This is a genomic window from Actinomycetota bacterium (assembly GCA_040754375.1).
GTDB lineage: Bacteria > Actinomycetota > Acidimicrobiia > Acidimicrobiales > AC-14 > JBFMCT01.
This window is the reverse complement of sequence record JBFMCT010000001.1, coordinates 20,082-34,134: the sequence shown is the minus strand read 5'-3', so window position 1 is coordinate 34,134 and position 14,053 is coordinate 20,082. Positions and strand designations below refer to the sequence as shown.

Here is a 14,053-nt window from a genome sequence, read left to right as displayed (position 1 = left end):
GGGGATCGTGGGCGAAACGCCCACGATCCCCGCGCGGGTTTCGTGGGTTGTCGCCCGCCTCATACGGCTGCCAGCTCTTCGAGGGCGGAACGGGGGGCTACGTCGAGGGCGTCGGCGATGGCCAGGTCGAGCACGGCCAGCCCTTCCTCGAGCTCGCCGTCGGAGATGACCAGCGGGGGCAGGAGCTTTATGGTCTGGCTCTCCACCCCCGACGTCTCGATGATGACGCCCCGCTCGAAAGCCGCCCGCGTGACCTTCGAGCCGAGGTCGGGAGGCGTGCAGGCGATGCCCTGGAGCATGCCCCGCCCCCGGGCCTGGCCCCCGAGCTCGGGGTAGACCTCCACCAGGTGGTCGAGGGCGGCCTCCATCCGGGCCGCCTTGCGGTTGACCTCCTTGGTCAGCTCGCCGGTGGTCCAGAACGTCTCGAGAGCGGTCGCCGCCGTGACGAACGCCGGGTTGTGGCCCCGGAACGTGCCGTTGTGCTCGCCGGGCGCCCACAGGTCGATGTCGGGCCGGATGAGGGTCACGGCCAGGGGCAGCCCGTAGCCGCTGAGGGACTTCGACAGGCAGACGATGTCGGGCGTGATGCCTGCCTTCTCGAAGCTGAAGTAGGGACCGGTCCGGCCGTTGCCCACCTGGATGTCGTCGACGATGAGCAGCATCTCTGACCGCTGGCACAGCGCGGCCAGGCGCCGCAGCCAGCCCGCCGAGGCCACGTTGATCCCACCCTCGGCCTGCAGGGTCTCGACGATCACCCCCGCGGGCCGGTCGAGACCGCTGCCCCCGTCTTCCAGCATGGCCTCGAACACGTCGAGGGTATCGACGTCCTCGCCCATGTAGCCGTCGAAGGGCATGCTCACCGTCGAACCCAGCGGGAGGCCGGCCCCACCTCGCTTGACCGAGTTGCCGGTGACCGAGAGCGACCCGAGGGTCATCCCGTGGAACGAGTTGGTGAAGCTGACGATCCGGTCACGGCCACTGACCTTGCGTACGAGCTTGAGGGCGGCCTCCACCGAGTTCGTCCCGGTGGGGCCCGGGAACTGGACCTTGTAGTCCAGCCCGCGCGGCACCAGCACCAGCCGCTCGAACGTCTCCAGGAACCGTTCCTTGGCCTCGGTGGCCATGTCGAGGCTGTGGACGATGCCGTCCGCAGCCAGGTACTCGAGCAGGGCCGACTTCAGGACCGGGTGGTTGTGCCCGTAGTTGAGGGCACCGGCCCCGGCGAACAGGTCGAGGTAGCTACGACCGCTGGTGTCGGTCAGCCGGCACCCCTGCGCCCGGGCGAAGTCCGCGGGCCACTCCCGGCAGTAGGAGCGGACCTCGGACTCGAGGCGGTTGACGATGTTCATGCGGGGACCTCCGTGGTGGGCGGCGGGGCGGCGCGGGGCCGCTCCGGCGCGGGCGGGCAGGGTTGTCGGTCGGGCAGCGGGCCGATCCGGAACAGCCGCTCGGCCTCGTGGCCGCCTCCGGGAAAGGCCTCGGCCGGGAACATCACCGACACCGCACAGGCGGCCCCGTGGTCGTCGGCGAACGAGAGGAAGAGGCGTTCCGAGGCGGCGTTGGAGGCGGTGACGGTGGCTTCGAGGTGGGTGGCGTCGAGGTTGGCGGGCAACTCGAGCAGTTCTTCGAGCAGCGCTCGCCCCACGCCTCGGCGACGGGCACGAGGGTCCACGGCGATCTGCCACACGAACAAGGCCTCGGGGGCCGTGGGCGGCCGGTAGGCCGACGCAAAGGCCACTACCTCCTCTTCCTCCCCGCCACGAGCCGCCACGACCGAAGTGGCTGCGAAGTGCGAGCACACGAGCAGGTAGGCGTAAGGGGAGTTCTCGTCGAGTTGGCCGCTGCCGCGGCACAGCCGCCAGAGCGCCGGAGCGTCGGCCACGAGGGGTCGCCGGAAGCTGAGGTCACGCATCGCACTGCGATGGGCCGAGGCTTCCACCGTCATGGGAACGAGCTGAACTGGGCCCGAGCTTTCGACCTGCCGGCAACACCGGGCAAGCCGAAGGTACTGCGGAGGGATCGCGGGCTGGTTGGTCCTGACGGGTACGCCACGACCAGTCCGGCTCTTCGACCACCTCCCTTACCGCTCAACCCCGTGCGGGGCCGCTGCCAGGTGCAACTGAGGCCGAACCTACCCGCTCCCCGGCCGCCGGTCACGAACCGTTCGTCAGTGTTTTGTGAAGCTTTCTGTAACGGCGGCGCCGGAACTAGCGGGAGGACGCCATCGTGACGCCCGCTCGGCAGCAGGTCCGGGAGGGAGCGAGCGGCGAGCCATCGAGGGTGACGAGCCGGAGCCCCGACAACGCACGCACGAGCGGCCACATGGGGTCGAGCAGCCCCATACGGGCGGCCGAGGGGTGGGCGTGGTGGGAGTTGTGGTAGCCGTGGCCCAGCAGCAGGGGGGCCGTCCACGCCAGGTCGTAACCGGGTACGCCGGGGTGGGGCTTGCGCCCGGCCCGGTGGCCGGCGGTGTTCACCATGCCCATGATCCCGAAGTAGAGGCCCAGATGGACGGCCACGGCCAACAGCGTCTGGACAGGCCCGATGGCCAACAGCCAGAAGGCCGTCACGGCGATACGGACCACGACGGCGGCCGGCGCGGGCGGTGGGGACGCGTCGGCGGCCAAGCGGTGCCGGGCCTGGGCGAACAGGTAGGGAGTGCCGACGAGGACGAGCAACGGGTTGCGTTCGAGGGGCGAGTGCGGGTCGAGGGGCGTGTCCGCGTAGCGGTGGTGAAGCCGGTGCACCCCGGCCCACCGCTGAGGGTGGGCCCCGCCGTAGACCTGCATGAACCCGCTCATCAGGGAGGCCAGGACCGGATGGACGCTGAAAGCCCGGTGGGCCAGGCAGCGGTGGCAGTAGATCTCGGTGACCACGCACACCAGGGCCCCCGAGACAAGGCCAACGATCACCCCCTCCGGCACGGGCCAGAACATACCGTGCGCCCTCTCCGTCCGATCCAGTCTCGGTATGTTCGTTGCCGCTGAGCGGCAACAAATACACCGAGACGTTGTGACATCCTTGGTCGTCCGGACCCGCCGACCAGGAGACGTGCCTTGGACCGCACCAGCGACCATGTGGGGTGACTCGAGTTCTGACGAGGTCGTGCTCGCCGGCGGGTACTTCCCTGTAGGGCTGTGGCTCGGCCCGTCGACCTGCCTCGTGTACCGCGACGAGAGCCCCGAGCCTCAGGCCGTGGCCGACCTGGTCGCCGGTCTGGCGGAGAAGGGCATGAGCGAGGTCGAGGTGGCTGACGACCTCAAGGCAGCCGTCCTGGGGGTGACCATGGCCCGCGTCCAGGACATCGGCGGGCGCTGGGGAGTGTGGTCGGCCGACGAACCGACGGCCCGGGCGGACATCACCGCCGCGGTGATGAGCGACCTGTGATGCACCACGGGCCCCTCGTGACCGTCGTCCCTGGGACTGAACGAGAGCGTTGAACGAGGGCAATCCCCCCGCAGGGACCGTACGTGTCGTCCTCGTCGACGACGCGCCGTTGGTCCGCCAGGGGATCGCCCGGTTGCTGGCCGACGAGGGGGTCGAGGTCGTAGCCCAGCTCTCGGACGCTTCCGGGCTGCTCGACACCATGGGCACCGAACACCCGGACGTGGTCGTGCTCGACGTCCGCATGCCCCCGACCCACACGACCGAGGGGCTGCAGGCGGCCGTCGAGCTCAAGCACCGGTTCCCGGACGTGGGGGTGCTCGTCCTGTCCCAACACGTCGAGACCCGCCATGCCATGGAGCTGCTCCGCGGTGGCCACAGAGGGGTCGGCTACCTGTTGAAAGAACGCATCTCCCGGCCCGCGGAGCTGATCGACGCCGTCAACCGTGTGGCCCTGGGAGGGACGGCCGTTGACCCCGACGTGGTGCGGACAGTGTTCGGCACCCCCCGGTACGAGGGCTCCATGGCCCGCCTCACCGCCCAGGAGCGCAGGGTGCTGGAGTTGGTGGCCGAGGGCCACTCCAACGACGAGATCGCCCACCGGCTGGCGGTCACAGCCCGCACGGTGGAAACCCACACCAGCAGGATCTTCACCAAGCTCGGCCTCCAAGCCGACCGGTCCACCCACCGCCGGGTGCTGGCCGTCCTGGCCCACCTGCGCGCCGGCGGGCCCGCCCCCCGCTGACGGCTGCGCCCGTCCGTGCTGGCACGGACGACAGCGGGCGGTGCCGTTCGTAGCCTTCGCTCCCCAGGTATCGGTCACCGCGCGCTCAGCAGAGGAGCCCAACATGACGTTCGCACCGGTCGCCCCGACCATCTACATCCCGCCCACGAAGATCGCGCCGGGTACGTATGTGATCAACCAGGTCCAGGAGGCGCTGGGCCAGCCGCTGTTCGTTCAGATCAACTCGATGGTGATCCTCGGCCAGGAGCCCCTCATCGTGGACACGGGCACCCCGGCCAACCGCAAGCAGTGGCTCGAAGACGTCTTCTCCCTCGTCGAGCCCGCCGACGTCCGCTGGGTCTTCCTGTCCCACGACGACGTCGACCACACCGGCAACCTCGAGCAGGTGATGACGGCCTGCCCGAACGCCACCCTCGTCTGCAACTGGGCCATGGTCGAACGCCACACCAACTGCTTCAACTTCCCCATCGACAAGTGCCGCTGGGTCATGCACGACGAGTCGTTCAGCATCGGCGACCGGACGCTGCACGCGCTGCGGCCGCCGGTCTACGACTCGCCGACGACCCGGGGCCTGTTCGACCCGACCACCGGCGTGTACTGGTCGGTGGACTCGTTCGCCACGCCGCTGACGTCACCCGAGATGGCGGTGGGCGACCTCGACGCCGAGTTCTGGCAGTTCGGCATGACGCTCTTCTCCTTCGGCGCCGTCAGCCCGTGGCTGGCGACAGCGGACCACGACAAGTTCGGCCGTACCGTCGACGCCGTCCAGAACCTCGACCTCAACACCATTGCCGGGTGCCACACGCCTGTCCTCGAGGGCGAGCTCATACAGCGGGCACTCGACCTCACGCGGGCCCTACCCTCGGTCCCGCCGCCCCCGCTCCCCGACCAGTCGGTCCTCGACCAGATCATCGCCGCCACCTCGCAGCCCGTCGCCTGACCGGTGACCCTCCGAGCCTCCGGCGCGGCGGTGCCCGGGGAGCACCGGGGCCGTGACGAGCTCGTACCGGCGGGAGCGGAGGGCTAGCTCGGCGTCGACGACCTCGCGCAGGGCGGCGAAGGCGTCGGGCGCGATTCCCATGGCCGCCGCCCCACGGGCCAGGCGGTCGAGCTCGTCGTGCGTGAGCGGGCCGTCCGAGCAACAGGCGCGGAGCGCGTCGTAGACCATGGCGCCACTGATCAGCGCCATGCCCGGAGCCCCCATCATCGCTTCCACGGTGTCGGAGTCGTCATAGGTCTCGATCAACTCGATCACGCGGTCTGAGCTCCCCGCGGCCGTGTGGTAACCGATGAGCCACTCTCGCTCCCGCGCCGTGAGCCGGCTGTTGCCCCCGGCACACAGCAGGACGGCCTTGGCCGCCATGAGGTTGTCCTCCTCGGTGATCTGCTCGTACAGCTCGCCGGGGACTTCCCAGTTCTCCCAGCCGATCCACTTGAGGGCGGTGAGGCGCCGGCGCTCGACCTCGGTATCCGAAGGCGCGGCCAGGGGGATCGCAGCCGCCACGACCGTCCCTCCACCGCGAGGGCTGTCGATGCGCAGCTCGCCGCCCAGCGCGCTGACCCGGTCGGCCAGGCCTTCGAGCCCTGACCCGGGCGCAGGGACGGCGCCGCCTGCGCCGTCGTCGGAGACGGTGACCTGCAGCACTCCCTGGGCGACGCTGGCCTCCACGCTCACCCGGCGGGCGTGGGCGTGCTTGTTGACGTTGGCCAGGGCCTCGGCGACGAGGTAGTAGGCACCGACCTCGACGGGCTGGGGCAGTCGCTCCGGTACGTCGAGGTGCAGCTCGACGGGCACCCCCGGCCGTTCCGCCAGCGTCTCGATGGCACCCTCGATCCCGGCGTCGTCGACGATCGCGGGGTGGATCCCCCGGGCCAGCTCACGCAGCTCTGCTAGCGCGTCGTCAGCCTCTCTGGCCGCTTCGGCGATCAGGTCACCCACCGCACGGTCTCCCACCCTCCGGCTGGCCAGGCGGAGCACCAGGGCGAGCCCGACCAGGCGCTGCTGAGCGCCGTCATGGAGGTTGCGTTCCACCCTCCGCAGCTCACGGTCGCCGGCGTCGACGATCCGGGCACGCGACGCCTGGACCTCCGCGAGCTGGGCGTGCACCTGGGCCTTGAGCCGTTCGTTGTCGATGGCCAACGACGCCGACTCCACCGCAGCCCGCAGCCGGTCGGGGTCGCCCAGCAGGGCGGGGTCGTGGAGGAGCCCGGCCACCGGCTTACCGCCCCGGGCGATAGGGGTGAAGGCCGTCCCCGCGTCCCCCGTCGACCCTGTGGCGTCGCCCACCTCGTCGATCCAGCCTCCGGCGCCCACCCGGGGGTAGACGATGTCCAGCTCGGGGTCCCCGAGCGCCCGCCTCAGGGCGTCACGCGCCGTCTCGCGGTCGCCCGAGGTCCCGAGGTTGATGACCAGCGATGGCGGCCGGCTGTCGGGCTCGTCGGCCTTGGCGCCTCCGAGTCGTCGGCTCCCGCGGGCACTGGTCAGGAGCCCAGCGCCCACCATGGCCATGGGCACCCCGACGAAGAGCCGGGAGCCCGACTCGTCGGGGTCGTCGTACTCCAGGCCGAACAGGGCGGCCGAGGTCACGAGGGTGACGACCGCCGCCCCCAGGCGCCACCGACCGCTCATGGCCCAGCGTCGGTGACGGCCAGGATGGCGGCCAGGGACAGTTCGTCCTTGGGCACGTACCCGGCTGCCAACCCCTGGGCCAGGCGCCGCCCATGGGCCAGGTCGCGGCTCGATATCAGTATCACCATGGGCCCCCCAGGCTCCGCCTGAAGCCGCCGAGCCACCTCGAGCCCGTCCATACCGGGCAGGGCGAGGTCGAGCAGGACCACGTCGGGGCCCCACTGGGCCACGGCGGCAACCGCCTCACGGCCGTCCTCGACCTCGGCGACGATGTCGACGCCGTCGTCCACCAGGGCGCGGCGGGCCATCGAGCGGAACCTGGCATCGTCGTCGACGAGAACGACGCGCATCGGCATGCCCAATTGTGGCTCGTGGACGGTGCCGGTGTGCATCCGTGCTGGCACGGACGACAGGTCGTGGGCCGGGAGCGGAGGAGGGAGGGGGGTAGCACCCGCGGCCAAGTGTCGTGCTCGCACGGTTCACACGGCCTGGTGGTCAGTTCATCCTGACGGGATGAAACGCGAGCCGTTCGCGAGTTGACGTAGGGCAGCGCGCCGAGGGAGGTCGAGATGCGGTCAGCCGTCCGATCGGGGGAACGGTTGGGCCCGACCACGCCCGCCGCCGTGGTGTGGCTCGGCCAGGGCCCCGCCCGCGACCCGGCCCTCACGGGTGCGAAGGCGTCCGCCCTCACGGTAGCTGCCGCCGTCGGCATGCCCGTTCTCCCCGGCTTCGTCCTGACCACCGCTTACGACCACGCCAGCTCGGCCCACCGCGAGGAGGCCTTCGGGGCGTGGGCGCAGCTTTCCCAGGGCGGAGAGCTCTCCCTCGCCGTTCGCTCGTCGTCGACGATCGAGGATGGCGCCACCACGTCGATGGCCGGCCTGTTCACGTCGGTCCTCGACGTGCGCGGCTGGGGCCCGTTCCAGGAGGCGGTGGGCACGGTGCTCTCCTCCGCCAACGTCGTACCGCTGGTGGACGGGGGCGGGAACGCGCCCATGGCCGTGCTGGTCCAGCCCTACCTGCGGGCCGTATCGGGCGGGGTGACGTTCGGCCTCGATCCCGTGTCCGGGCGCGGCGACCGCCTTTTCGTCTCCGCTTCCGAACTCGGTCCGGCCGCCCTGGTAGGTGGAACGGTGGACGGGAGCAACTACGTGCTCACCCGCCACGGCCGGCTGGTCGACGGTCCCCATGGTCCGGCCATACTCGACCGCCGGCAGCGCCGGGAACTGGCCCGGAACGCTCGAGCAGCCGAGCGAGCCTTCGGGGGCCCCCAGGACGTGGAGTGGGCGTTCGACAGCGAGGGCGCCTTCCACCTGCTCCAGAGCCGGCCCGTCACGGCCGGCGGCGGCGACGCCCGCACCGGACCGCTGCTCGGCACCGGCCCGGTGGCCGAGACCTTTCCCGAAGCACTCTCGCCCCTGGAACAGGACCTTTGGGCCGAGCCCCTGCGCGACGCCCTCCGCCACTCGCTGGCGCTGGCCGGTACGGCCCCCCGGCGCCGCCTGGCCTCGTCGCCGGTCCTCGCCGTGGTCGGCGGGCGCCTGGCTGTCGACCTGGCCGTGGTACCCGACGGGACGGCGCCACGCTCGGCCGCAACCCGCCTCGATCCCCGGCCGGGCGTACGCAAGCTCCTCGCCGCCTGGCGGGTCGGCCGTCTCAGGTCCGCCCTGCCGGTGCTGGCTCGCGACCTGGTGGCCCGGGCCGACGCCGACCTGCTGGCCGTCGACGAGCTCGATCGCATGACCGGGAGCGAGCTGCTCGACCTGCTCGACTCCAGCCGCCAGGCTCTCACCGCCCTCCACGGCCACGAGGTCTTGGTGGGGTGGCTCGTGGACGCTGCCTCCGCCCGAGTGACGGCCGCTTCGTCGGCCATGGAGCTGCTCGCCGCCGGGCGGGCCGAAGGGCTCAGCGACGACGAGATCGTGCAGCGGGACCCGGGCGTGCTGGCCCTGGTCCCGCCCCGCATCGGGGGACGCACCCTGCTCCCACCGACCCCCGAGGCGACCCTGGCCCACCTCCCGGCCGCCAGCGTCGCCGACGACGACCCCGCCCTTCTGCGGGAGGCACTGCGGCTCCGTGCCCGCTGGGCCCAGGAGCTGACCGCCCGGGCGGCCTGGGAGCTGGGACAGCGGCTGGCCGAGGGAGGCGTTCTGGAAGCCGCCCACCAGGTCGGCTGGCTGCGGGCCGACGAGTTGCGGGCGGCGGTCCGAACGGGCGCCGTCCCACCTGACCTCGACGGCCGCCGCCAACAGGAGACGGCGCCGCTGCCGGCCCGCTTCCGGGTCACGGGCTCGGGGACGGTGGTGGCGGCCGTCCATCGCCGGCGCCGCGGGCGCCCTGGGGGCGCGGCCGGGGCCGGAGGCGGTCGTGGGATGGGCGTGGTCTACGGCGGCGCCGGCGTCCCACCCCAGGGCGCGGTGCTCGTCGTACGGTCGCTCGACCCGAGGTTGGCCTCGGTCCTGCCCCGTCTCGGCGCCCTGGTGGCCGAGACCGGCAGCCCCCTCTCCCATCTCGCCATCCTGGCCCGGGAGGTGGGGGTGCCCACTGTCGTCGGAGTGGTCGACGCCACGGCTCGCTTCCCGGCCGGCGCACTGGTGCTGGTAGACGGGAGCACGGGCGAGGTGTCCCTCGTCGACCACCACATAGGTGCGGCATGACGGGGCCGGGCTTTGCTCAGCGCTTGGCCCGGCTGCTGGCCGCGGTCGTGCTGCTCACCTCCGGTGCCTACTTCTTCGTATACCTGTGGCGGTGGGAGTGGAACCGGGCAGTGATCGCCGGGATCCTGTTCCTGGCCGCCGAGATCGCCCTCGGGACGTCGATGGTGCTCGCTCGGCTCCCGGCCGGCCGGGGATGGGAAAGGGGGGCGACGGGCACCACTACCGGACCTGACCCCGAGGTCGTGGCCCGCCTGCGGGAGACGGCCCCCCCACCCCGTAGCTCGTTCGCCTGGCTGAGGCCCAGGGGGGACCAGATGGGTGTCTTCGTGCCCGTGCTCATGGGTATGGGGGTGGTCGCCTCCGCCCTCGCCTGGGTCGTTGAACGCCTGGCCCGGCGCACGGCCGGCCCGGCCCTGGAGCGGAGGCTGGCCGCCCGCCTGTCCGTGCTCTCCTGGCCGCCAGCAGGCCTGGTCCCCACCCGCCCGAGCCCCCCTTCCATCCTCACCCGGCCCGCCCGCCCGCCGCGGCGATGAAGCGGTTCGCGCTGGTGGCTGCGCTGGTGGTGGCCACCATCGGGGGCGTCGACTGGTTGGCCGACCTCACCCAGGACCGGCCCGACCGGGTGTTGCGGGGCTCACGCAGCGAGCTGGTGTTCGACGTGCGCGTGCGGCACAGCTTCGACCCCGCTCCCCTCGACCGCGCCCGGGGGTTGTGGGGGGCCTGCCAGCACACCGTGTGGCAGAAGCTGGCCGAACCGGGCCTGGTCGAGCTCGAGGCAGGCCGGTTCCTGGCCGTCACCGAACCGGCCGTCGGGGAGCACGCCTGGCGCCGGCTTCAGGGCTGTCTCGAGGACTTCACCATCGATCGCCTCCAAGGCCACGTCGTGTCCAAGAAGGACATCGGTACCCCATGAAGGGGAACGGGCTTCTTGGACCTACAGGCCGACGCGGTGCCAAATGCGGCGGGGGGCGTCGAGGACCCGGCTGACCGCCCGTACGGCGACGTTCGGGCGAGCGAGGTCACCGCGGTCCATGCCGGCCACCATCACCACCTGTTCGAGCGAGGGCGGGCCGACAGCCAGGTTACGGCGGACCGCCCCCCGCCCGTTGACCTCGCCAGTAGAGACGAGCCAGGCGCCGACCATGGTGCCCGTGCGGCCCACGCCCGCCCCGCAGTGCACGAAGACGTTGCCCGCGGCCCGCTCCGTGGCCTCAAGGAAGCTCTGCACCTGCTCGCTCGTCGGGGTCTGCCCGTCACGGATGGGGATGGGGACGACTTCGAACCCGAGCGAGCGGGCGTACGCGAGGTCGAGCTCGACACCGTCCTCGGCCCGCAGGTCGATGACGGTGGTGACGCCGGCGGCGGACAGCTCCCGGTAGCCCTCGGGCGACGGGGCCCCGCCCCGCCACAGCTTGCCGTCGACCGCCTCGAGGTGGTCGATCCCGGGGATCCCGCGGAGCATCGCCTTGCTGGTGCTGCCCTGGGCCAGCAGCGACGCGGCCAGGATGCCCAGGTTGCCGGCCAAGATCAGGGCGGCGGTCACGGCGAGGGCCCAGATGGCCGACCTCGCGACGCGAGGCCGGGCCTTGGTCGCCTGGGGCTCAGGAGCGGTCGTGGCGTCGATGATTGCGTTCAGGATCGTCCTTCCAGTGGGAACCTTGGCCGCGCTCGGCGGCTGCCGTCAAGGTGATCGGCGCGCCAGCGGCGCGGGTTAACCCCTTCGTGCGGCCACCGGTGGCGACCCGGCTTGTTGGCGGTCACCGCCGGTGCGACGCTGTAGCGAGGTGAGGGGTCGCCGCGACCGACCTCGTAGGACGGACGTTGGAGGTAGAGATGGCCGGGGCGACCAGGCAAGAGGCGCTCGTCGAACGGCTCTTCGGCTCCCTGATCGGAGCGATGGACCTGCTGCACGTGTACTTGGGCGAGCAACTGGGGTTGTACGACGCGCTGGCCGTCGAGGGGCCCCTCACCAGCGGCGAGCTGGCCGAGCGGTGCGCCATCCACGAGCGGTACGCCCGGGAGTGGCTCGAGCACCAGGCCGTGGCCGGGATCCTGACGGTGGACGATCTCGACGCCGGCCCGGGCCAGCGCCGCTTCGCCTTGCCGGCCGAGCACGCCGAGGTCCTGCTCGACGGCGACAGCCTGTCCTACATGATGCCGCTCGGTCTGTTCCTGGCCTCGGTGGCCCGGACGATGCCGGAGGTGCTCGAGGCGTTCCGCACCGGTGGCGGCGTGCCCTACGAGGCTTACGGTCCGGACCTGCGCAGGGGTATCGCCCGTATCAACCGGCCCATGTTCCTCAACCTCCTGGCCGCAGAGTGGTTCCCGCAGGTGCCCGGTCTGGTGGAAAGGCTGACCGCCGACCCGCCCGCCCGGGTTGTGGACGTGGGGTGCGGCTCGGGTTGGTCGACCATCGCCATCGCCCGAGGGTTCCCGAAGGTGGAGGTCACCGGCCTCGACCTCGACCCTGAATCGGTGAACGACGCCAGGCGGAACGCCGAAGAGGCGGGCGTGGCCGACAGGGTCTCGTTCGAGGTACGTGACGCCGCCGACCCGGCCCTCGCCAGCCGTTTCGACCTGGTATGCGCCTTCGAGACGGTCCACGACATGTGCGACCCGGTCGGAGCGCTGCGGGCCATGCGGTCCCTGCTGGCTCCTGGCGGTGCGGTACTGGTCGCCGATGAGCGGGTCGCCGACACCTTCACGACCGACGTCGACGACGCCGAGCGCTTCCAATGGGGCTTCAGCGCGCTCCACTGCCTGCCCACAGCCATGACGGCACCCCCGGCGGCGGGGACGGGGACCATCATGCGGGCACCGGTCCTGCGGCAGTACGCGGCCGACGCCGGGTTCGCGGACGTCACGGTGCTGCCCATCGAGAACGACTTCTGGCGCTTCTACCACGTGGTCGGCTGAAGCCCAGCCCGCCACGCCACGACCGTTCACCCCAGCACTCGTACTCGAAGTCCGCGGACCGTCCCCGGCGGCAACCATGGCGCCCGGCGCGACCGGCTGGGGTGATGCGGTTCGCCGGCTGTCGGCAGGCTGTGACCCTGGTGAACGGTCACCGCCGCCCGGATCGGCCTAGGCCCGATGGACCGTCACGTCGATCGCGTACGTGGCCAAGGCTCGTAGGTCGGCGAGGTCCCCACTCAGCACGTCGCCGCCGGGTTCCGCCAGCGCGATCACGAGGGCATCCACAGCTGACCCCAGCCGCGCTTTGGCCCGGAGCGATGCTGCCCTTCTGGCGAGTCGTTCGGGAACACGCTCGACGACGTCGCACGTCTTGACGAAGCGGTTCACGTTGGCATCGGTGCGCGGTCCGCCCGTCAGGGACCCAACCAGGACCATCGATGGCACGACCGGCGGCCAGAGACCCTCGTTCCTGAACGCCCGTATGACAGCGAGAGCGTCCGCGTTCCGTCGAGCGAGCTTGCTGACCCCTCCTGAATCCAGAACCAGCGAGCTCAAACCCCCTTCCTGCGCCGGCTGCGCCCTCCGATCTCGGCGGCCAGGCGCTCGGCGCGACCGGCCACTTGGGGCGACGGCTCGCCGACCTCGTCGAGGAGTTCCCCGACGTAGCGGTCCGTCTCAGCGAGAAGCTCCTGGCGATGAAGCTCAGCGCGCACGGCATCCTGAAGCAGCTCCGAGGCGGGAAGGTGTTGCTCCTTCACCACCTTGTAGAGCTCTTCCGGGAGGTAGACCTGCATCCTCGGCATACGCCTAGTATACGTACACTCCGAGGGAGCGGACGATCGCCAGCGGCTCGCGCCCGGTCGAGCGAGCCGTCGAGCCGTGCGAGCTCAGTCGTGAGGCGGGCGACCCCCAGCGCCGCCTCAGGGTTCTGTGGTGGGCGATGAGGGTCTTGATCCCCCGACCTCTGCCGTGTGAAGGCAGCGCTCTACCGCTGAGCTAATCGCCCGAGGTGTCCCACGATAGTGCAGGCTCGGGGGCACGAAGAGGGGCCCGAAGGGTGGCCGCCAGACCGGTGGGGCGGCGGGCGGGGTCGACGCGAAGGTGCAGGCCGGACACGAGCAGCCCGCGGTGCGAGCCGGCCAGGGCGGCCAGGGGGTCGGCAGCCGCCGTCTCGACCTCGACCCGGCTCAGGCGGCCCCGGCCCCACAGCCGACCGGGCACGACCACGACGCCGTCGGCTCGCCGCTGCAGCGCCCGCAACACCATTACGACGGGGACGGCCGGGCCGGACGGGACAGCGACGACCCGCACACCGCGCTCCTGCCAGACCAGGAGCCGCTCAGGCCCGTCGGCCTCCCAATGGATGGTGCCCAGCTCCTTGGGGAACCCCCAGTTCTGGCGGCCTCCGATGCGGGACTCCGACGAGTCGACGACCATCGTCGTCACACACATGCCGAGCCTCGCTCCCAGGCGGGCGGGCTCGGAGACCGCCAGCTCCCGGTAGGGCCCGACGGGGGAGGTGTCGAAGCGGGCGGCGGTCACCGTGCACGGCCCCGGGAGCCTTCCCAGCTCGGCCGGGAGCCCACCCCTGGGCCCCCGCCACCGCGCCCACGCCACGACGCACTCGCCGGTGAGGGCCCATGGCGCGTGGGGCGCGGGCGTCATCGGTCCCCACGGTAGTGCTCGCCAGGAACGGTTCGCCTCGCTTCCCGCATGGGCCCC

Annotated in this window: 16 protein-coding genes and 1 tRNA gene; 7 read left to right on the top strand and 10 right to left on the bottom strand. The window is 71.7% G+C overall.

Annotated elements, in window-relative coordinates; all coding sequences use genetic code 11:
- Positions 1–59: 59 nt before the first annotated feature.
- From ectB to AB1673_00140, 3 genes are all read right to left on the bottom strand, one after another.
- Positions 60–1,349: a diaminobutyrate--2-oxoglutarate transaminase gene (ectB, locus tag AB1673_00150; protein MEW6152387.1), complete on the bottom strand. Its 1,290-nt coding sequence runs from the start codon at positions 1,347–1,349 to the stop codon at positions 60–62.
- The gene (gene ectA, locus AB1673_00145) at positions 1,346–1,912 is read right to left on the bottom strand and encodes a diaminobutyrate acetyltransferase (GenBank protein MEW6152386.1); all 567 of its coding nucleotides are present in this window, start codon (positions 1,910–1,912) and stop codon (positions 1,346–1,348) included. The genes ectB and ectA overlap by 4 nt, the downstream gene beginning before the upstream one ends.
- Before the next feature lie 295 nt (positions 1,913–2,207).
- Positions 2,208–2,924: a fatty acid desaturase gene (locus AB1673_00140; GenBank protein ID MEW6152385.1), complete on the bottom strand. Its 717-nt coding sequence runs from the start codon at positions 2,922–2,924 to the stop codon at positions 2,208–2,210.
- A 151-nt stretch (positions 2,925–3,075) separates the two neighbouring features.
- Here AB1673_00140 and AB1673_00135 point away from each other — a divergent pair, with 151 nt between their 5' ends.
- The 3 genes from AB1673_00135 (at position 3,076) to AB1673_00125 (ending at position 5,069) form a co-directional block, all read left to right on the top strand.
- Positions 3,076–3,387 (top strand): hypothetical protein, encoded by a 312-nt coding sequence (locus AB1673_00135; GenBank protein ID MEW6152384.1) that lies wholly within the window; start codon positions 3,076–3,078, stop codon positions 3,385–3,387.
- A gap of 49 nt (positions 3,388–3,436) precedes the next feature.
- Positions 3,437–4,129 (top strand): response regulator transcription factor, encoded by a 693-nt coding sequence (locus AB1673_00130; protein ID MEW6152383.1) that lies wholly within the window; start codon positions 3,437–3,439, stop codon positions 4,127–4,129.
- A gap of 103 nt (positions 4,130–4,232) precedes the next feature.
- Entirely contained in the window at positions 4,233–5,069 is an 837-nt protein-coding gene (locus AB1673_00125; protein MEW6152382.1) for an MBL fold metallo-hydrolase, read from the top strand.
- Here the strand turns inward: AB1673_00125 and AB1673_00120 are convergent.
- Positions 4,986–6,758, bottom strand: a complete 1,773-nt coding sequence (locus AB1673_00120; GenBank protein ID MEW6152381.1) for a histidine kinase — start codon at positions 6,756–6,758, stop codon at positions 4,986–4,988. The two genes, AB1673_00125 and AB1673_00120, sit on opposite strands and share 84 nt — an antisense overlap.
- On the bottom strand, positions 6,755–7,114 hold the full coding sequence (locus AB1673_00115; protein ID MEW6152380.1) for a response regulator transcription factor: 360 nt from the start codon (positions 7,112–7,114) through the stop codon (positions 6,755–6,757). The genes AB1673_00120 and AB1673_00115 overlap by 4 nt, the downstream gene beginning before the upstream one ends.
- A gap of 213 nt (positions 7,115–7,327) precedes the next feature.
- On the opposite strand from AB1673_00115, the gene AB1673_00110 reads away from it, so the two are divergent.
- From AB1673_00110 to AB1673_00100, 3 genes are read left to right on the top strand one after another with little or no spacing between them, the layout of a single operon-like run.
- Positions 7,328–9,415: a PEP/pyruvate-binding domain-containing protein gene (locus AB1673_00110; GenBank protein ID MEW6152379.1), complete on the top strand. Its 2,088-nt coding sequence runs from the start codon at positions 7,328–7,330 to the stop codon at positions 9,413–9,415.
- Positions 9,412–9,948: a hypothetical protein gene (locus tag AB1673_00105; protein ID MEW6152378.1), complete on the top strand. Its 537-nt coding sequence runs from the start codon at positions 9,412–9,414 to the stop codon at positions 9,946–9,948. The genes AB1673_00110 and AB1673_00105 overlap by 4 nt, the downstream gene beginning before the upstream one ends.
- Positions 9,945–10,328 (top strand): hypothetical protein, encoded by a 384-nt coding sequence (locus tag AB1673_00100; protein MEW6152377.1) that lies wholly within the window; start codon positions 9,945–9,947, stop codon positions 10,326–10,328. Before AB1673_00105 ends, AB1673_00100 begins: the two co-directional genes overlap by 4 nt.
- Positions 10,329–10,349: 21 nt before the next feature.
- Here AB1673_00100 and AB1673_00095 read toward each other — a convergent pair whose 3' ends face one another.
- The gene (locus AB1673_00095) at positions 10,350–10,958 is read right to left on the bottom strand and encodes a dual specificity protein phosphatase family protein (protein ID MEW6152376.1); all 609 of its coding nucleotides are present in this window, start codon (positions 10,956–10,958) and stop codon (positions 10,350–10,352) included.
- A 290-nt stretch (positions 10,959–11,248) separates the two neighbouring features.
- Between AB1673_00095 and AB1673_00090 the strand changes: the two genes are divergently transcribed.
- Complete coding sequence (locus tag AB1673_00090) at positions 11,249–12,331, top strand: class I SAM-dependent methyltransferase (GenBank protein ID MEW6152375.1); 1,083 nt, start codon at positions 11,249–11,251, stop codon at positions 12,329–12,331.
- 168 nt (positions 12,332–12,499) lie between these two features.
- Here the strand turns inward: AB1673_00090 and AB1673_00085 are convergent, their stop codons facing one another.
- The 4 genes from AB1673_00085 to AB1673_00070 form a co-directional block, all read right to left on the bottom strand.
- Positions 12,500–12,886, bottom strand: coding sequence for a hypothetical protein (locus AB1673_00085; GenBank protein MEW6152374.1), 387 nt, complete (start codon positions 12,884–12,886; stop codon positions 12,500–12,502).
- Positions 12,883–13,125 (bottom strand): hypothetical protein, encoded by a 243-nt coding sequence (locus AB1673_00080; protein MEW6152373.1) that lies wholly within the window; start codon positions 13,123–13,125, stop codon positions 12,883–12,885. The genes AB1673_00085 and AB1673_00080 overlap by 4 nt, the downstream gene beginning before the upstream one ends.
- A 137-nt stretch (positions 13,126–13,262) precedes the next feature.
- Positions 13,263–13,337: transfer RNA gene (locus AB1673_00075), tRNA-Val, on the bottom strand.
- Positions 13,328–13,996, bottom strand: coding sequence for an acetoacetate decarboxylase family protein (locus AB1673_00070; protein ID MEW6152372.1), 669 nt, complete (start codon positions 13,994–13,996; stop codon positions 13,328–13,330). Before AB1673_00070 ends, AB1673_00075 begins: the two co-directional genes overlap by 10 nt.
- Between the last annotated feature and the right edge of the window lie 57 nt (positions 13,997–14,053).